The sequence below is a fragment of the Vibrio sp. 10N.286.52.F8 genome (assembly GCF_041468745.1).
Lineage (GTDB): Bacteria > Pseudomonadota > Gammaproteobacteria > Enterobacterales > Vibrionaceae > Vibrio > Vibrio crassostreae_C.
Map to the genome: position 1 here is coordinate 1 of NZ_JBFRJF010000015.1, position 19,413 is coordinate 19,413.

Annotated in this window: 15 protein-coding genes; 3 read left to right on the top strand and 12 right to left on the bottom strand. The window is 39.5% G+C overall.

Annotation, left to right across the window (positions count from 1 at the left end):
• Positions 1 to 569: 569 nt before the first annotated feature.
• The 8 genes from AB4133_RS09095 to AB4133_RS09130 form a co-directional block, all read right to left on the bottom strand.
• Positions 570 to 926: a hypothetical protein gene (locus AB4133_RS09095; protein WP_371714322.1), complete on the bottom strand. Its 357-nt coding sequence runs from the start codon at positions 924 to 926 to the stop codon at positions 570 to 572.
• Positions 923 to 1,474, bottom strand: coding sequence for an imm11 family protein (locus AB4133_RS09100; protein ID WP_371714321.1), 552 nt, complete (start codon positions 1,472 to 1,474; stop codon positions 923 to 925). The genes AB4133_RS09095 and AB4133_RS09100 overlap by 4 nt, the downstream gene beginning before the upstream one ends.
• Before the next feature lie 2 nt (positions 1,475 to 1,476).
• Positions 1,477 to 3,831, bottom strand: a complete 2,355-nt coding sequence (locus AB4133_RS09105) for a PAAR-like domain-containing protein (RefSeq protein WP_372224251.1) — start codon at positions 3,829 to 3,831, stop codon at positions 1,477 to 1,479.
• A 148-nt stretch (positions 3,832 to 3,979) separates the two neighbouring features.
• Positions 3,980 to 4,771 carry a type IVB secretion system protein IcmH/DotU gene (gene icmH, locus AB4133_RS09110; protein ID WP_017062571.1) on the bottom strand — a complete coding sequence of 264 codons (792 nt, stop codon included), beginning with the start codon at positions 4,769 to 4,771 and terminating at the stop codon, positions 3,980 to 3,982.
• Positions 4,768 to 6,093 (bottom strand): type VI secretion system baseplate subunit TssK, encoded by a 1,326-nt coding sequence (gene tssK / locus AB4133_RS09115; protein ID WP_017062572.1) that lies wholly within the window; start codon positions 6,091 to 6,093, stop codon positions 4,768 to 4,770. The genes icmH and tssK overlap by 4 nt, the downstream gene beginning before the upstream one ends.
• A gap of 11 nt (positions 6,094 to 6,104) precedes the next feature.
• Entirely contained in the window at positions 6,105 to 6,605 is a 501-nt protein-coding gene (gene tssJ, locus AB4133_RS09120; RefSeq protein WP_029222546.1) for a type VI secretion system lipoprotein TssJ, read from the bottom strand.
• On the bottom strand, positions 6,598 to 8,094 hold the full coding sequence (gene tagH / locus AB4133_RS09125; protein ID WP_372224252.1) for a type VI secretion system-associated FHA domain protein TagH: 1,497 nt from the start codon (positions 8,092 to 8,094) through the stop codon (positions 6,598 to 6,600). Before tagH ends, tssJ begins: the two co-directional genes overlap by 8 nt.
• Positions 8,095 to 8,103: 9 nt before the next feature.
• Positions 8,104 to 8,709, bottom strand: coding sequence for a hypothetical protein (locus AB4133_RS09130; protein WP_029235799.1), 606 nt, complete (start codon positions 8,707 to 8,709; stop codon positions 8,104 to 8,106).
• Positions 8,710 to 9,395: 686 nt separating this feature from the next.
• Between AB4133_RS09130 and AB4133_RS09135 the strand changes: the two genes are divergently transcribed.
• From AB4133_RS09135 to AB4133_RS09145, 3 genes are all read left to right on the top strand, one after another.
• Positions 9,396 to 10,709: a type VI secretion system ImpA family N-terminal domain-containing protein gene (locus tag AB4133_RS09135; protein WP_372224253.1), complete on the top strand. Its 1,314-nt coding sequence runs from the start codon at positions 9,396 to 9,398 to the stop codon at positions 10,707 to 10,709.
• Positions 10,710 to 10,770: 61 nt separating this feature from the next.
• Positions 10,771 to 14,163, top strand: a complete 3,393-nt coding sequence (gene tssM / locus AB4133_RS09140; protein ID WP_372224254.1) for a type VI secretion system membrane subunit TssM — start codon at positions 10,771 to 10,773, stop codon at positions 14,161 to 14,163.
• A gap of 60 nt (positions 14,164 to 14,223) precedes the next feature.
• Positions 14,224 to 14,676 (top strand): Lrp/AsnC family transcriptional regulator, encoded by a 453-nt coding sequence (locus AB4133_RS09145; RefSeq protein ID WP_017062578.1) that lies wholly within the window; start codon positions 14,224 to 14,226, stop codon positions 14,674 to 14,676.
• A 29-nt stretch (positions 14,677 to 14,705) separates the two neighbouring features.
• Here the strand turns inward: AB4133_RS09145 and tssG are convergent, their stop codons facing one another.
• Genes tssG through tssC form a run of 4 tightly spaced genes read right to left on the bottom strand, consistent with a single transcriptional unit; the run spans position 14,706 to position 19,406 of the window.
• A complete protein-coding gene (gene tssG, locus AB4133_RS09150; RefSeq protein WP_029235222.1) occupies positions 14,706 to 15,704 on the bottom strand; it encodes a type VI secretion system baseplate subunit TssG in 999 nt (332 codons plus the stop codon).
• Positions 15,701 to 17,449: a type VI secretion system baseplate subunit TssF gene (gene tssF, locus AB4133_RS09155; protein ID WP_017064523.1), complete on the bottom strand. Its 1,749-nt coding sequence runs from the start codon at positions 17,447 to 17,449 to the stop codon at positions 15,701 to 15,703. The genes tssG and tssF overlap by 4 nt, the downstream gene beginning before the upstream one ends.
• Positions 17,450 to 17,459: 10 nt before the next feature.
• Complete coding sequence (gene tssE, locus AB4133_RS09160) at positions 17,460 to 17,870, bottom strand: type VI secretion system baseplate subunit TssE (protein WP_017064522.1); 411 nt, start codon at positions 17,868 to 17,870, stop codon at positions 17,460 to 17,462.
• A 60-nt stretch (positions 17,871 to 17,930) separates the two neighbouring features.
• On the bottom strand, positions 17,931 to 19,406 hold the full coding sequence (tssC, locus tag AB4133_RS09165; protein ID WP_017067544.1) for a type VI secretion system contractile sheath large subunit: 1,476 nt from the start codon (positions 19,404 to 19,406) through the stop codon (positions 17,931 to 17,933).
• Between the last annotated feature and the right edge of the window lie 7 nt (positions 19,407 to 19,413).

The window sequence follows — 19,413 nt, forward strand, 5'->3', positions numbered from 1 at the left end:
ATCCAGAATGTCAGTGAACCACGATTGATTAGGGCTTGGTTATATTGTTTCCAGTTAGTTGTTCTGTAGCGAGGCTTTGGCATTGCTCTAAGTATGTGAGTGAACTTAGATGATCTGATCGTAGCTTTAAGCATTAGTTCCCTGATTTAGGAAGCAAAGCCTATTGACATCTCCAAAATACGTGGGAAGCTTGATTATATCTGCTCATGTTATTTGTCCTCTTTGACTTCGCTAAAAATCAAGGGAGCATTTAACATGGGTAGAACTACAGGCAAAACCAAACTGAATGATAACCACCTACTGAAGTAGGTGGTTTAGGCCTGAAAATAAAAAAGCGCCTGACAGCGATTTATTTAAACGTCTCTAACCCAAACATCTTTAACATGTTGCTTAAGTAAATCAATCACGCTTTGGTGAATAAAAACCAAGCCATAATCTTCTTCCAGTTTGAAAATTAGTCTTTCTTCAAGTGGAGCACTCTTCCACTTTGAGAGATCAAACTTTTTGTTATATAGACAAGCTTGACCATCGAATAGAAGCGGAAACGTATTATCAGACCCGTTTTTAGATCAACTTAAACGATGTTCAATCACTGCTGGTGTTTGCTCGAACAAAGCTTGAATCAGCGTTGACTCAAATTTAAGCGACTCTTTACTATAAACAATGCCAGAATCATTTCTTCCCGTATCATATTGGCTTTGTAAGACTGCAGGCAAAAAAACATGCATATTTTCAAAAGGCTCGCCATCGGCTTCATAATAAGTTGCTGTTTCAGTTTTAAAACCATCCGGTACTTTCAAGGTATCTCTTACAAAGACTCCTGGTGAAGGAAAAAAGACTAGAACCAAATCCGGTATTTTGGGAAATAATGAATCAGACTTTGTCGCAGAAAGCAAACCGTCTTGCTTAAACTTCTGTTCAATCATGCAAACTCCATAGGTATGAATTCAATTCCAGTGACTCCAGCAGCCTCTAGAGCAGATTTAACATCATCACTTACAAAGCAAGCCAATTTATAATTTGATAACGTAAAACAGTCATGTTTAATTTTTTCTCCAGTAAACTTACTCTTGTCTATAAATACATCAGAAACTCGTCCGTACCCACCATAAATATCCTTAAACCTCTTCGCTTTAGATGCATTTGGTTCAAGTAAATCATAACTAGCTACGTAATTCATAAATGAATAACTTAAGTTCTTACCTTCATTGTGAACTTCTACCGGCAGGAATTGAACGCCTTTAAAGCCCTTAGTTTCAAAAACCTCTTGAACTGTATTACTAGCCAAAAATCCGAGTGCGATTTTCAAAAAGTCTGATACACCACGCTCTTCATAGAAATCATCAACCGTAACAACCGGTTTATGGGTAAATAATTTAAATTTAGTTTGGTAGCAGTTCAATTGCAGAGGTTCTTGCTCAGAAAATGATCCTTCACCTTCTTCAAATCTACCAAACATTAAATAGTATTTCATACTTAAAAACCTAATTTTGGAACAATTTTGCCTTTATAGGCCAGACGTTTTAGTTTGCCATTTCTAGTAACTTTGAAGTCATGGTGTAATTCTTTGCTTTTATTTGAATTCAACCTATGACTACACGTTTCGCTAGTTGCTGTAACTGACGCATGTGTTAATTGATTACAACACCCCTTTCCACCGCTATCATAAGTATTATGGAACTTATTGTTTAGTGCGCCATTCCTGCTAAATTCGATGATATCATCATATATGTCGCTACTAATCTCGTTTAATTCACCATTAATATCTTTTATTGCAGATTTATCACAATAGTACGATGACTGTATTGCATCTGAAATCAACCTTAACTGAGTTCTCACATTAATTGTATAGGGGTTGGGATGTGGACCGCTATGCAAAGGCAACTCATAGAAGCATGCTAATTCTGGAATCGTTGGTAAGACAACAATATTGTGCCAATCATTCAATTCATAGCCTAGAGCAGATAACTTTTTATACAAAATCGAATTATTTTTGAGCTCATCAACTGTAATAATGTGGTGGGCAGCTAAAATACTACCTATTGAAAACTGTTGCCCTTGTTCTAGTAAGCCATCTACCTGAGCTTTAACAAATTCTCTTTTAGCTTCCGCCTTGTCCCAAAGATGTTGAGGCCGTCGATATCTTTTGCCATCTGGGTTCTTGTCATAACATCTAGCATACAACGGATGTATATAAGGGGAAGAACTAACTCTTTCATTATGTTCCTTCAAAAACAACCAAGGATAGTGTTTGTTTTTTTTTGTTCCACGTCTTACAAACCCAAATTCACTGTCGCTTTTTATATAGTACTTACCTTTAAATCCTTTTTCTTTACAATAATTTGCGGCGGAGTCGCTCTGTTTTTTCTTTCCAACCTTTTTATCGCATAACCAACATTCATCGGGCCTCTTCTCTTTTTTTTCTTGGCTAACTTTATCATCATGTGTGCCCGCCTCAGCGGACCCTTTATCTGATTGTGAGCCAGCATTCGATTTAGATTTTCCTCTTCGAAGGCTCATATCGACTTTGTCTTTCAGAAACATTAAAGCATCAGGAATATGTTGGTGTGCCTGCTTTTCGACGGCTTCAACCTGAGATTTAAAATTTCCAATTTCCAGCGCATATTCATCGTAGCCAAAGAAAGATGCTTTTTTGGCTAGCTCGTCTAATACATCAGCGAAACTCAGAATCGCCTCAGAGATGATTTGTAAGACTTCATATTTAATAACATTCCAATCCAGATTAGTTAAGAACTTATCTACATCACCTTTACCATATTCTCTAACAAGAGCAAAAACATCATCACGAGATTTATCTGACTTTACTGCCTTTCCAACTCCTTTTAAAACTGAACCCAAAGTTGGTATTGCGCCAATACCCGACAATGCCAAATCTAACCATGCTTCTTGGCTGTTTTGATTCTCTTCTTCGCTAAGGAACAAGATGTTTGCAGTTATATCCCTTGCATCGAGAACCTGGTCAATTCCTGGGACAACACCAAGTAATGTATTTAACATTATCTGCCCAGTTGTGGGATCTTTATTAAAATCCCCTACAATAAAGCCCCAGAGCCAACTGCCAACTGTTGAAGATTGATTTTTGGCAGCTTCCCAGAAACCTACTTGACCTATTTTAGTACTCTCGATCAACTTATGAGGGTCAAAGGTGTTCTTATAATATGGGTTTGTGTTGACATATTTAATATCAGGCTGAAAATCTCTAATGTCCTCTCCATATTCAATTTGAAAAGTGCCCTGAGTGATACCGCTGACATTAGCTTCTCCCTTCTCATCAAGAACACCTTCAAAGCTAGAACCACCGCTATCAACTAACTGGTATGGAGCCTGGAACCCTGTTCCATCGTCATAAGTGACTTTTAAATCAACCGTATACGTCCCTTCTTGATCTTCAGTTACAGAAACCGAAGGGTTTTGCGCGCCGCCTAAACACATGGTGTTGGCTTTGTTCATAGTCATCTGGTCAGAAAGGCGGCATACACCGACACCTTCGAACTTAACGGTAGGAGAAGCTGATATGAATTCGGCCTCGGCTTCAATAGTGCCAGAAGCTACGCCCTTTTTATCACCACCGGCATCACCAGTACTGGCGCTGAATTTACTGCCTTTAATAGCAATGCTGTTACCGCCATCCATAGAGACAGTCGTGGTGCCTCCCGCTAAATCGGCAGACTTTGCATTGTTACCATAAGGGATAGGAACAACAGGTTTGCCGACTGTTGTTAAACAAACATCAGGGAGTGTTGCGTTCGCTTCTCCTCCTGAGCCTTGATGAACTACGCTGAGTCCATTCGCACAAACTGTTACGCCCATAGTAAATCCAATTAAATTCCAATAGATGTATGATAAAAGAGATCGCAGGCTGCAATCTCTCTAAGTACGCAGTGAAAATGAAGGATGAGACTGTTACTTCGAGTCTATTTTTAAAAACGGACAGAAGATCTCACAATTAAATCTAATGCTATTGATAAACATCCAGTAACTGCTGAAATTTTAGGTCAATGACCAAGTAAGTCGCGGCATACATAACACCAAAGATCACAGTACTGACGCCAATAATCAACTTAGGGGAAATAACGCGTTTGAGCGGTTTCTTTAAATACTTCGCCTTTAAGTTAACTAACGTTACTTTTTCCTGTTCGGCTAAACGCTCGTCTCGGACTAAGCGATAAATTGTGTTTCCTATCTCTGAAAGCTTTTCGTTACCACGCTCTTCTCGGCCGTACTTGCCTTTGAACCCAAGTTGAAGCAATAAATAAAGGAATTCGATAACGTGTCTGTATTTTCGTGGATCAGCTTTCAAGCGCTCTAAAATAGTAAAAAACTTATCGCCACCCGATGTTTCGTTATGGAACTCCGACAATAAGCTATTGGTACTCCAATGGCTGTTTGCCCCCCACTCTTGCCTACACACAGATTCATCTATTGCAGCACATAAGCAATAGCGTATGACTAATATTGATGCCCGATCCAACTCCATTTCATTGAGCTTTCGTTCACCTTTGCGAATTTCTCGCGCAACTTGTTCTCTAAAAGGGCCAGGATCGTCCAACCAAGGAATCGAAGACATACATGAGAGACTGGCTATTAACCAGGTAAACTGATCGACCAACGGGTTAACCCCCATGCTCTCGACGTTTAGGTCTCTTACCGCAATATTTCTAGATAAATCAGGTGCAGGCATAACCTCCATTGGTTTGCCTGGTTCTGGTTGAAATAGTACTACGGTGACGTCGTTTTCGGCGTAACTCATAAACGTACAGCCCAAAGCTGTAGTGATAAGTTCGCGAAGTCGCCAGCAATATGGACAGCGATTGCTGCCGTGTTATTCAATGCATTCCATTCGTCACTCGCTTTATCAAGCTCAAAATAGGTATAGCCAGCATGATAAGGCAACGCTCTAGGTACGACTGGCATTGGTTTCATTTCAATACCCGGCAATTGTAAGTTGATCAAATCGCGAATATTGTCGATCGAACCAATCTTAGTTTGGCTCACAAATTGTGTATGTAAAATATCAAGCGGTACGTCTGCTTTAACAGCAAGAATAAACGTCGTAGATTCGACAATTTTACTGTCTGGAATTGCTGCAGTTCGAATTCCGTAGCTTTGCTCTCTCAATGTTAAAGGTATTGCACGTTGTTCTGACATAACACTTAATGTCATTTTCGCGCTATCAAGCGTACGAGATAAACAATCGGTCAGTTGGCTATGGTTGTATTTTGTAAACTCTTGTGGTCTACGAGATGCGGAACACAGTGTAGATAATTCACCTTCCGCTTGTAACAGGATCCGATAAAATGACTCTGGGTGAACGCCTTCCACACTTGCAAAATGCCAGAACAACGGCTCATAACGATTCAAGGCTTGTAACAACATAAAATCAGCAACAGACGATACGCCCTGCTGGTCAACCACACCTAAACGCTGAACAATCGATTCGGCTCTGTGTTTAAGCATTGACGCGAATTCCGTCGCGAACTTGCTCAAAACTGTAGATGCGTGAATATCAATGCACGTCGGAATATAGTTGTCATCCAGAATGATGCTTCCGTCTGGCTTCACTTCCGAAATTTTCAAAATGGGAATTGATGTATATGCGCTCTTATCTTCATGATCGTACATTAAGAAAAAGTTAAGCTTACCCACCACAATACTTGCCATATCTTCTGATTCATAACATGCATCTACGGCTTCTTGGGTTTCCATGTTATAGCGAGCACCGTCTCCATTTCCGCCAAAGAGTTCAGATCGTTCTGATGGCAGTGGACAGCATAAATACACCACTTTATCCGCAATAGAAGGGTCAACATCTCTTACTTCTGGAAGCTCAGCAAGAAGCGGTAAATCAAATGGAGTACGGTCTTGTAAGATACCTTCTGCTCGTGTGATCCCGATTTTGCCAAGTGCCAGTAGCTCAGTGTTAATCTCAATTTTTTTCACTCCCCAGTGTAAGGGAGAGCTATTAGAGCTAAGCATGTTAGATAACTTGCCTTGAGACCTATCGAGTTGCTGAAAGTGTTGAGGCTTCATGAACATACCATCTTGCCAAACAACTGGGTTATATAAAGACATTCGTCAGTTCCTTAAAAATACGTCTGTTCAATACCGCGAGTATTGTTCGAAGATAATTCACTACCCTCTACTTTTAATCTCAGAAAGTACTCACTTTTTTCTTCGATCACTTCAACCTTCCGCCAAGACGAGCCATCAATATCTCTGAATGCCACAGAAAAACCTAATGCACGCGTCGTTGGATCTAACTCTAAAATCTCATGTAGCTCATCGCCCGGCTGCAGTTGGTATTCATATCGTTTAATATACTCATCACCTAAGGACGCTTTATCATTTTCGAATAGAGCAAAGAAATCCAAACTACGAAATAAAACAGGTGAAGTGAGTTCATGAACTCTCAGAATGACCGGCGAAGATTGTCCCTGCTCTCGTACATTGAGAAGTTCTGACGCTTCTATCACGAGTTCAATTGAAGATGTTTCTGGTGTAATTCCAGATGATTCTTTAAATTGCTCCCACATAGAGCAACCTGATAATAGAAACAAGGTAATGGGGATTATAAGTTTACGCATGATCAGCTTTTGCAACCTTACTGTATCTGTCTTTCATCAACGCTTTAAATGTCGACTCATTGAATTGTCGAGTATTCTGCTCATAATGTTCGCTGTACTTTTGCCATAGCTTTGACTTACTAAGGAAGCGTGTCTCTTGGCTTAAAGTGTTTGCAAACTGCTGAGGATCATTCGCTTTTAGTTGCTCCAATACCAAATCGTTAATTGCCTTCGCATATAAGGTATCGTGCTCGCTAAGTTCATCCAGTATCTGTTCAATTAGCTCATTTGGAGCCAATAGATTTTGACTATTTAGCGTTAACATCAATGTAGTTAGGCTAAGATCATTGTGGGCAAATGAACTTTCGTCAGTAAGCTCTTCAACACTCTGTAAATCTTTGTACAAATTATCGATACACAATCGTAAACAAGCGCCCATTTGTTTAAAAAATAGAGCGTCATATTTCGTGTCAGACTCTAAATCAACACCCAGTCCTTCAAAGAATGCATGTGTTACATTTTCATGTTCGTAAGAAGTTTCACTCAATGCGATATTATTCTGAGTTCTACTCTCACTTTCAACAGGCTGCTCTTGGGGTTCGGTATGAGAGACAAATTCTTGTGTCACCTCTTCCCACTTATGGCTCTGTATGTTTGTAGAATGAGGTATAATAGTGACAGGTGGCACTTCTGGTAGTTTATTTTTGAGAGTCCCTGAACTGCCGTTAGGTGTATCTGACTTAAGATCTGAACCTTCAACGCTTGCTGGTTTTAAACGGTTCGATATCTTAGCTTGATCATCGGCGACATCTTTAGCTTTCAGGTTCGCCTGCTGTTCTTCTTCCATCCCCATCCAATCTTCAGGAATCAAACTAGGAAGGTCAAACTCAGAATGGATACTCAGACTGTCATCAACGACTTGCCTTTGATGTTCTGTCGATGACTTCGTAAGGCTTTTATCGTTGCTTTCGTCTCTAACAAGGTAGTCATCATCTCTTTGCATTGAGAATTTTAAGTGTTCGACGGGATCATGGGTCTCAACACCATCAGGTTTCGTTTCCATAAAGAGATCTTCTAGCGTGCCTGCCTCTGTCTCTTCTTCAACAACGGACTCTTCCAAGTTCATTAAAGGGTCTGTTGAATCTCTTTCTGGTGCTATTTCAGAAGCTATGTCGTATGAAGTCGTTACCAACTCAAGATAAATACTCACTTCATATTGTCCCAAAGACACTCTATCGCCGTCACATAATGAGACTGGCTGATTCTTAAGGATCTTATTACCATTAACCAATGTGCCATTTGTACTCACATCATTAATGTAATAAGTGTCTCCATATATACTCAATAGACAGTGCGTACCAGATATGAATCGGTTGTGATCCGTTAAAGTCACTGTACAACCTGCTTCTCGCCCTAGAGATCCACCTTCTTCAGGCATCTCGATACTTTTAGCTCCAACATATTCTTCAGGGCACTTCGAGATCACCAAAACCAATTGATTTATACGCATGAATAGCCTTTAAAACAGAAGAGAAACACTAAACTCGACACCACCTAGACCTTCGTTATAAAAAGGTAAGATGTATGAAGCTTGCGGGATTATTTGTAAATGAGCGTCTGGGTTACTTCCTAACTTGATCACACTACCAAAAGTCACAACAGCGCCAGCTTCAAATTGATCGATATCTTCAAGTTGTTCGCCGGAACGAAAGCCTTGGTCGTCAACTTTCCAACGGTTTGAGTATTGCGAGTAACCTAAAGACAAGCCTGCACCTATATAAGGTGTGAACACCGACCAGCTACCTAAAGCATACTGAGGCACAATACGAAATTCGTAATTGGTTACCTCGTTATAAACGCCATTCTTTGGAGCTTCGATGTCGTCTTCAGCCAAATAATTAAAACCTAGCCACCAACGCCATCGGTTGTTACTTTCATCAATTGGACGTGTATGGACGAACCCGTAACGCAGAGCATCTACTTGGCCACTCGGTCCTTCTTCATATTCTATAGTGTCTATGCTCAGCATATTTACTGAACCACCATATCTTTCACCCTTCGCGATTGCGATGGACGAAAAAAGACACATTGTGGATATTAGACCGATTTGACTTAGGTTTCGCATGCTTCCCTCTGAGTTCATCCATATATTAACTAGATGCGCAAGATAGCAAGTATTATGTCTTTTACAATAAGGAGACGGTCACACCCGCCATTTACGACATTATAACTAGCAAAAAAAACGATATATCTACAAGAAAATGCATTACGAATAATTACAAATAAAATTCATTTATAAAATCAAAACTATCAATAATTGAAAAATCAAACGACCAACAACCATCCAAAGAAAGAAGGTTGTTCAATACAAGAAAATTAGCATTTACAAAATTCAAAAAACCTAACATGCCACTTTTTTATCTTTAACCTATAGCATAATCATTTACAGCATTTTTCTAATTTAGTGTTAGTTAATATTTATGCAATCATTGACAAGAGTAATTATTAATCAATAAAGAACCACACGTAGGAATAGTTAGATTCATATTATCTCTCCCCAAAAAGACCATAAATGTGACTTTCATCACTGAAATTTTATAAAGCCTAGTCGTAAGTTGTTACATTTTTGATCTTTTTGTGAATAACGTCACATAGTGCTGAAATTAAGAACTTTTCAAATCTTTTAACATTCAAATTATGCTGTTTGACTATAGAATCCTTGAAAAATATAAATAAAAAACAAGCGAGGCTAAATTTATTAGTTATCGCTAAATTTCGATTTCGTTATATATACAGTTGGATATCAAGATTATGTTCTCCTCAGATTTCACAAGACGGCCTATTGACGAAGAAAAGCCTAGCGGAACTAACCCAAACGCATTAGATGATTTTACAGAGATAAAACGTCAAATTAATAACCTTAATAAGGTGACAGGGAGAGTCTCTTGGAAAAAGGTTCAGTCTCTTTCAAAAACGATACTTTCGAAAAACAGCAAAGATTTCCGTTGTAGTTGCTACTTTACTGTCGCAGCAACACATAATGATGGCTTAAAAGGTTTAGCTGAAGGACTCAGTTCTATTCTGGACTTATGCGTCGTTTATTGGTTTACCGCATATCCAGAAGTTACAAAATCAAAAGCAAGGATTGGGGCGATAGACTGGATGGTTGAACACACAGAAAAACGAATAAAGTCGATTAAAACAAACCCCGACGACGTACTGCTGATCGAAACTTGCCATCGCTTATGTATGAGAATTGAAGAAGAACTAAGACTACATTACGGTATAAAAGCACCTTCATTAGGTGGGGTACGTCGAATCTTAAAGCAATGGGTTGATGAACATAAAGAGACCGAAGCAAACCTGCGCGAAGCAGAGAATCAACGAAAGTACCGAGCTCCAGAAGAAAATAAACAACCAACACCAGTGGCTCAACCATCAACCATTAAAATTGATGTGTCAAATAAGCAATCTGCAACAACATCGAAAGTCGACGATAAAACACCCTCTAATTATTTAGTCGTCTACCTGTTAGCCGGATTTCTTGCTTTAGCATTGTCCTCTCACTTCTTTTATAAGCAATACCAACTAAAAGATCTGACTAAACAAATCATCACATCTGATATCTCACAACTTAATGAAATAGCACATTCATTAAGATATGAATATGCTCCTATTTCTCAAGATGTTAGACCTAATGTCGTAAACCAATTAGACACACTAATGAAAGGTTGGGTTGCCGATCCAATCAAAGTGTATCAGATCGATATTTTAGACCGATTGACGCTTGATTTGACCAAGCTGTATCCGGACTCGTCTTCTATTCTACGATTACGCCAAGAGTTCACCAATGAACAAGAAAAGTTAAACACAGATTACGCCCAACTTCACCGACGCTTTTCTAACGCCAGGACTGTATTTGCGAATGTAATTAGAGGAAGTGAAAGTAAAAAGACAGCACGAGCTTATGAGTACAGTAACTCTCTTTTTCCATTGATTGGCCGCATTGAATATGCAGAAAAAGAACAACAACAAAAAGAACTACAGAAATCTCTTCGGATACTGAACGTCTATTTACACAAAATAAAAACCTTAGAATCAGATCTGTCAGCAAATAAACCGTAAAACTCATAAAACCGTCTTAAGACTCGGTATTACAACAAACTCAAAACAACGAAATAGGCTTATGTTAAAACACAAACTAATGAGGAACCCTGTTGTTATATCAACGGCCATTTTCCTCTTTCTTGCTGCTACGATCGCTGCAATCTATATCCTTTGGCTAGATATAACAGACAAGTTTTACCTATGGATTGCTTTAGGTGCTATAACAATTTTCTATTCGTTGTTTCAGGTAACGTTGTGGCTAAAAAAGAAAAACAACACTAAAGCCCTAAAGCTGGAAACAGAAGAAGAAGCATTAGCCATGGTCATCCGTCCGCTTCTTTCTGGTTCCAATAAAAAGCCAATCTATTTAATGATTGGCAATAAATACGCGGGTCGAACTCAGTTTCTACTTAACTCCAGTGCAATCAAGCCAATGGATCAGACTCGTACTGCAAAGAATGATTTTTTCGAATGGTATGAGTCAGACTCCGCCGTGTATATCAAACCGGATCAACGCCTATTGTTTCAAGAAGTATCAAGTAACGATAGCGCTCTGTGGAACACATTTGTAGATGAGGTCATTAAACACAAGCCTAGAAAGCCATTTTCTGGTTGCTTGTTTTTTATCGATTTTGAATTTCTAATTGTCTCTGAAACCGAACAAATCGATTACACGTTAACCGCGCTTAACCATCGATTAGAATCAGTAAGTGAAAAAACATCTTCAGCGATCCCTTTATATTTAATGATGTCTAAGCTCGACAAGCTAGAAGGATTTAAGGAATACATACACTTTAGTTCTTTAAAGACCTCGGTTGAATTTCTATCAATTCCATTAAAGGAAGCTAAAGGTGTATTTGTTGAGTACTACCATGATAGCTTCCGTAATTTAGTAAAAGTAATGGAGAGCAATGCGTTAGATTCGTCGTCTCACTCTAATGAAGTTAACGAGAAGCAAGCCATATTAGCATTCCCTAAACAATTCGAATTGTGTCAGTCTGAAATTGCTTCTGTGATAGAACGACTTTCAGAACTCAATACTGGGTCTTATTCTCTTGATATCCGTGAAGTGTTTTTTATATCGAATATCCAAGGTGGTAGAAAATACAACCTATTAGCTAAGAGTTGCAGCAACTACTTTAACTTGCCGATCATTGCGTCGGAACATACTCAGTTAACAGAAACGCCCTATTTTACGCGTTTCTTAATGGACTCTCAGATCCTGCCTGAATCTGATTTCGCAGGTGAAAACAAGACTTACCTTAGGATGATCCAGAGGCAGAGCCGTCTAGCCGTTGCAGCTTCCATTATTTTACTAGGTAGTGGTGCTTACCTGTTTTCAACGACTTTAGATGACAACCTGAGAGTGATTAGTCAGCTTATTGGTATAGATGATTCACAATCGTCTTACCCAAAAGGCAATTCTTTTGAAAGTTCTCTTTCAAGTGCGATCCAAACTGTACAACCATCTTATCAAGCATGGCTTAGTGGCTCACAAGCGCTAGATAATGAACTTGTGAATATGAATGTAAGTCGTCTCGATGAAAGTACGAAAATCGCTTATAACGCCCTCATAATGCAAATTAGAAACCACTTAATGCCAGTAATTGAGCAAGGTTATCGTTTGCAACTAACACAAAATCAAGACAACGTTAATAATGCACTGCCTTTACTAAAAGGTTACTTAATGTTGAATGATCCTACAAAACGCGAGATAAAATTTCTACGTCAGCAAACGATGTCAACGCTCCAAAAACTCAGTGATCAACCAGACACGATCACGACAGTGATGAAATATTTGGACGCATATTTCCGCACTGATTTTGAACCTGTATCGATCAACATGAATATGGTGCGTGCGACAAGACGTTCTCTACTCTCTAGTTCAAATGTAGATCTTGTGTACGCCAGCTTGTTACAACAAGCAGGTGACATTGATTTAGGCACTTTGAATTTACAGCGAGCAGTCGGTTTCGACTTTAATAATGTCTTCAACGACAACTTGGATCCTCAACGATTAGAAATCGATAAAGTTTACACATCTACAGGCTTCAGTACGTTTTACCGCCCTCGCGTCGATTTAATGTCGCAACAAGTCATCACCGACAACTGGGTATTGGGTTTGTCAAACCACGTAATCCCAACAGACAAAGAACAAGAGACATTCAAGAAGCAAGTAAGAAAAAAATATACGGATGACTACATCAGTTATTGGCGAAATGCTTTAAGCGAACTAAAAGTAAAGCGTTATAACAATATAGGGGAGATTACTAACGCCATTGATCTGATCTCTGGTCCCTCTTCTCCTATGACAACCGTTCTAAAACAAGTTTATACAAACACTCAGTTTTCCCCGGTTGGACAACAGAATGCATTAATGGCCCAGGTTAACCCTAAACTTGCTGGTGCCGTAAATGCAGCACCAGAACTCGTTGAAGAAGTTGTAAAGCCTGACTACTTATTAATGAAAAGAGTTGAACAAGCTTTCCACATCTTGAATCAATTGCAAATTAACGAAACCCCAAACTCCCCTACACCATGGGATGAAACGATAACTGCACTGAGCAGAGTTCGTACGTATATGAAAGATATAGCAGACGCACCGGACCCTCAAATGGCAGCGTTGTCTGCAGCACAACACCGGATGAGTAGTACGGATGCCGATCCTCTGATTCGTTTAAAACAAATTGCACAAAAATCTCCTGAGCCAGTAAGAAGTTGGCTTTTAGACGTAGTTAACCAGAGCTGGTCCGTGATGATTTCTGAATCATCAAAAGGAATACAGACTCTTTGGTATAGTGAGATCTATTCTAAGTTCAAAGAGTTAGGTTTAGGAAGGTACCCTTTTGATCTAAGTGCAACAGAAGAAATTTCGATCGAAGACTTTGAGCTGCTTTTCGCATCGGGAGGCTTGCTTGATGCATTTATCGATAAAAATTTCGCTCCTTTTTATGACACAAACCTATGGACGCCAAAACAAGTAGAAGGTGAAATTATGCCTCTCTCACCAGAACTACTTGTTCAGTTAAGAAATTACAATGTCATCAGAGATACACTAATCAACAAGAGTACAAACCGTTTGTACCTTCCATTTAGTGCGAAGGTACTTGATCTGGATTCGAGTGCGATCAGAGCAAGCTTAAAAATAGCGGACTCAAATATCAACTATTACCATGGTCCCAGCAGAATTCGTGAACTTGAGTGGCCTCCTCAAAATGGAGATTTCAATATCAGTATAACAATTCAAGATGTAACAGACGAAGGTAAACAACATGTACTGAGCAAGAATGGTCAATGGGCTATCTATCGGTTATTTGGTGACTCAACGTTAACAAATACCCATAACGGTAGCTTCGTGAGTGATATAAAAGTATCAGGCAGAGATCTGAGCTTGCGAATCACTCCTTTGACTCAGAAAAACCCGTTTACGTTAGCGGAGCTGTATAACTTCACTCTACCCGAAGCCATATAGTAAAAATACAAATACAAATACAAATACAAATACAATAATAATTCAGAAAAGGCAGAACACATGATGTCCAACATTAGTTTACAAGGCTTAGACAAACTAGATCGTAAAATTCTTTCGAATCTACTCTCCAATGGGCGAGAATCGATTGCTAATCTTTCTCGCAACATCGGCTTGTCGCGAACAGCAGTCGCTGAACGCATCAACAGACTTGAAAAAACCGGTATTATCAAAGGGTATACGGCACAAATAAGAGTAGAAAATGACGGGAGAAAAGCGGCCAGTTATTTGCTAATTTCTTGTGAAAAAGGTAAGAAAAATGATGTAAGTAATGCATTAAAAGAACTACCTGAAGTCAGACTTACAAGCATTGTTGGGGGGACCTACGACATTATTTCTTTGATTGAAGCTCCTGATCTGCAATCAATACACCATTTATGTAATGAGATAGAGTCTTTCAATGGCATTCGCTCTCTCAATACAACAGTAGTGCTACACCAGCCAATCAGTCGTTAAAAATAAAGCCGCTCTTATGAGCGGCTTTTTTAAATGCCTCCAATTACTCTAATCTTCGCATCTTTCGTACCTGCTTGACCCAACCAAAAAGTTTGCCCCAAACTCGTCCCATCACCTTGACCGAGTTGGTTCTTTGGAACTGAGTCTAAATCAACGGTTAGCTTTAAATCCCAAGACATGGGGTCACGAAGAATAAAACGCATCAACCCCACTAAAGTTTTATGGAAATCTCCTCCATAGGAGAACTTTCGGAACGTCTCGAAATCAATGTTATCAATACAAAGATTAAACTTACCGTTTAGATCTGGGATGCTCTTACCTAAATGTAAATTTGAACCCAAAATACAATTCGTTCTATTTAATTGATTCCTTTGGCATTCGGCAATTTTTACTCTTCGAAAGACCCACTCTTCGATTCGAACACTTGGTAATGAAAAATAGTGCGCAACAATGCCAGAAATCAGTTTCGGAGAGCGTGTCCTGGTAGATAGCTGATTGACGTAAGACAAAATCTTTGCACGATCAAGCCCGATCGTATCAGACTCTTGAATAACATTAGACAACCCTGCTAGGTGCAGCATACGCCCAGAAAAGTCATCTGTTGCATCGCTTTGATACTGAACATGATAACGGTACTTTTTCCAAACACGATAGATTAAACTGGTATATCTATTATGAAAGAAATCAAAGAAGTCTCTAACTGGATTATCATCATCATCTCTACCTACTAATTTTTCTGTATAGTTCGCGGGCAAAGGTGAACTTGAACCGTGTAATCCTAAAAAGTTAGTTTCAATTCTCGAATAGTGCTCACCAGACCTTTCCATATGACTGATGAATTCCATATCACTTTTGGGGAAACAGAGGTTTGGTGAGACACTAAACGCAATTCTCTCTTGATAAAAATATTTGTTTTCACCAACCGCTACAAAATCACTGCCCGGTAATAGTTGGTAGTGCTTCTCTAACAACAAAACTGCTTGAAAAAAGCTAAATTCGTTTATTTTTTCTGATAATTCATCAATCATAAGATTGTTTGCTGTCCAGTTAAACTTGCCCATTGGTAGCTTTCGCCACTGCGTTCATCGTAGACTTCTAACTCTGTAAATGAGTTAACACTTGAATATAAGCGTATGAACTCATTCAATACATTTGCCATCAAAAACATGTCCCCTTCATTGACAAAAAAACTAGAGTTCATCTTAAGCTTAAATTGATTACCACGAACGGATACCCCTCTAAACACTCTATCGATAGGTTTCATTTCTGATGAGATAATGCCGTCAAGCCTGTGCAACGAAGCCCTATGAGCCTGCCTATCCACTCTAGAATGGAAGTCATATGTAGACAGTAAAACCTTGAGTACATCAATATTAGAGAGCGATAGATAATTCAATGACATATTAGCAATCAGTTGCCATTGGAGTTCGCCATTCACTTGCGGGCTAACAGATTGCGTAGGTTTAGTAATATTACTAAACGTGGCGTAAGTTGGAGATTTATGTGTGGTATATATGATGTCTCCTACAGACAATCTTTCAGACAAATCTGCATTACTGCACAATAACTTCATCAAAACCGTTTCGGTTCCTAGGTCTGCAATATCCCCATTGTGGGTATGAAAAGATATATAACGCTCAAGCCCTCTTCCACTCACTCGCTCTGAAACTTTTGACTTGTAGAAATCACGTTTATCTCTTTGATTTATTTGGTGTTCAAAGGACTCAAATTCAATAAGAGATTTTCGTCGCCTTTCATTTTTGCTCCAACTTTCTACTTGGTTTATTGAATAAACTTCGTAGTGATCCTGGTTGTCACTCTGTGGCCGAACTTTATACTCATTTCGGCGATGTTCAAGCCGAATTGGATCACCATCTTTTTCGAATAGGTTCACAGCTGGCGTGCAATGTAACCTTAAGTGCTTATCTTTCAGGACAACTTCGGCAGGTAATGCTCTCTTAAAATGGAATTTAAGGTTCACGGTACTTCTTTGTGGTATCCCTTTTAGCCAATCGAGACCCGTAATATCAAAAAACATAAATTTGTCTGGTAAAGAAAAATATTCTTGCAACAAACGATAACCTGCAAATGAATTGTCGCTATATGGCAGTATCGCTTCGTCGTCTTGGTACCCAACCGGTTTAACAAATTCAGGTCCAAGTTTACGTTTATACCCACCGCCCACGTCTAACTCGACGTAGTCTAAGTATCTAAATATCCATAAGAAAAGAATTCTAGTTATATGGATCTCACCATGTAAATGAAACCTTAATTTATCTAACCCGATACGAGATAACTCTAGCCCATGTTCAGTCGCAAGTGTCACATCAACAGATGAGCTTGTTCGACTGTTGCTTTGGTCAATGCTTGTGATTTTTAAGGGGAAAAGCTCTACGTCATAGCAGGTTCTGAATAAACATTGCGTACCTTCCACTTGTTCACTAGCCATCTCAGCCCCGCGCTTTACCACTGTTTTTTCAGTGACACTTCCGGAGTGTGGCGTTAGTTCGCTAATGCATAACGAAGGAATCGAGCGCATGTAATGTGGCCACAACAGCGTCATTAACGACTGAGTGAGCTCTGGGAGTTCATCATCAATCTTTTCTCTAATACGGCCAGTAAGAAACGCAAAACCTTCAAGAAGACGTTCTACATCAGGATCGAATGTTCCTTCAGACAAAAAGTTGGTCAGTTTTGGATTGTACTTGGCAAATTCGCTGCCGGATTCTCGTAGATATGTGAGTTCATCTTGAAAGTATTTACTGTTACTCAATGGGCACCTACTAAACGTTAAATTGGCCGTCAGTTCCCATATAGACATCGATAGACATCGGAACTTTTCCACCGTTGTGTAAGACTTCTCCGCATATGCCAAAGCCTAATTGAAGAGGGTTGTTGTGATTTTCTCGATAATGTACTTCAACACTTCGTAGCCGAGGTTCGAAGCTTTCTATTGTGGAAGTGATGTTCTTTTGGATGTGACGAACTAAATTGGTGTTGTTCGATAGAACATCATTGAAATCAGGTAAGCCATATTCCCGATCGATCATTGAATTACCCGCATGAGTATTAAGCAAATCAGCAAGGTGCAGATGAATGGATTCAATTAAATGCCTATGTGAAACCACTTTTTCATAACAATTTTTCGGCTCACCAAGTTCAATTCGTTCTAATAATCGGTAACCTTTTTCCATATAACACTCTAAGAAAAAAAGCAGCCAGTAAACCTGGCCGCTTATTTATTTCCAAACTTATTATTGGTCTAGCTTACCAACCAAAGATAAGTCAAAGCTCGCGCCCATGTACTTGAAGTGAGGACGAACAGACATCGATACTTTATACCAACCTGGGTCACCCTCAACGTCAGACACTTCGACTTTAGCCGCTCGTAACGGTCGACGACCACGAACTTCTGCTGGCGGGTTCTCTTGGTCAGATACGTATTGACGGATCCATTTATTTAGCTCAACTTCCAAATCGGTACGCTCTTTCCAAGAACCAATTTGCTCACGTTGAAGTACTTTAATGTAATGAGCTAAGCGGTTAATAATGAACATGTAAGGTAGCTGAGTACCCAACTTGTAGTTCATCTCAGCTTGCTTGCCTTCAGGTGTATTCGCAAACACTTTTGGTTTTTGAACTGAGTTTGCCGAGAAGAACGCTGCGTTATCAGAACCTTTACGCATTGTTAAAGCCATAAAGCCTTCTTCTGCAAGTTCATACTCACGGCGGTCAGAAACCAGAATTTCGGTTGGGATCTTAGTTTCGATCTGACCCATCGCTTCAAAGTTATAAACCGGTAAATCGGTTACCGCACCGCCACTTTGCGGGCCAATAATGTTTGGACACCAGCGATATTTTGCAAACGACTCACTGATCTTTGAAGCCATAGCATAAGCTGAGTTACCCCAAAGGTAATTGTCATGGCTGTCCGTAACCATTTCATCGTAGTCAAACGCCTTAATTGGGTTGTCTTCAACTGAGTATGGCGTACGCAGCATAAAACGTGATGTACAAAGCCCCACATAACGTGCGTCCTCGTGCTCACGGAATCCGCGCCACTTAGTATACTGAGGACCTTCAAATACCGACTTTAAGTCTTTTAAGTTTGGTAATTCTTCATAAGAATCTAAACCAAAGAATTGAGAAGATGCAGAAGTAATAAATGGTGCATGAGACATAGCACCTACATTACCCATATATTCCATTAGTTTAATATCAGGCGAAGACGCAGATAGTTGGTAATCACAAATAACGGCACCTACAGGCTTACCACCAAATTGACCGTATTCACGAGTATAAATCTGCTTATATAAACCTGATTTCACTACTTCAGGAGCATCTTCAAAATCATCCAGAACTTCGTCTTTCTTAGCCGAAATAAGTTCGATTTGAATGTTTTCACGGAAGTCCGTGTGATCAACAAGATATTTAAGACCACGCCATGTTGATTCAATCGCTTGAACTTCTTCGTTGTGAAGAATTGCATCAACCTGTTTAGACAACTTTTGATCAATCTCAGAGATCATCAAATCAACTAAAGACTGGTCTACTTTTTCTACTGTTGAGCTGCTTAATAACTCACCAATGAATGCTTCAACGCCACGCTTTGCAACGTCAAAACCCTCATCACTAGGTTTAATGCGAGTCTCATTTAAAATGCTATCCAGAAGAGAGCCTGACTCAACTAGAGCTGCTTCTTGTTCTGGTGCTTGTGCTTCTGCCGACATGATCTTC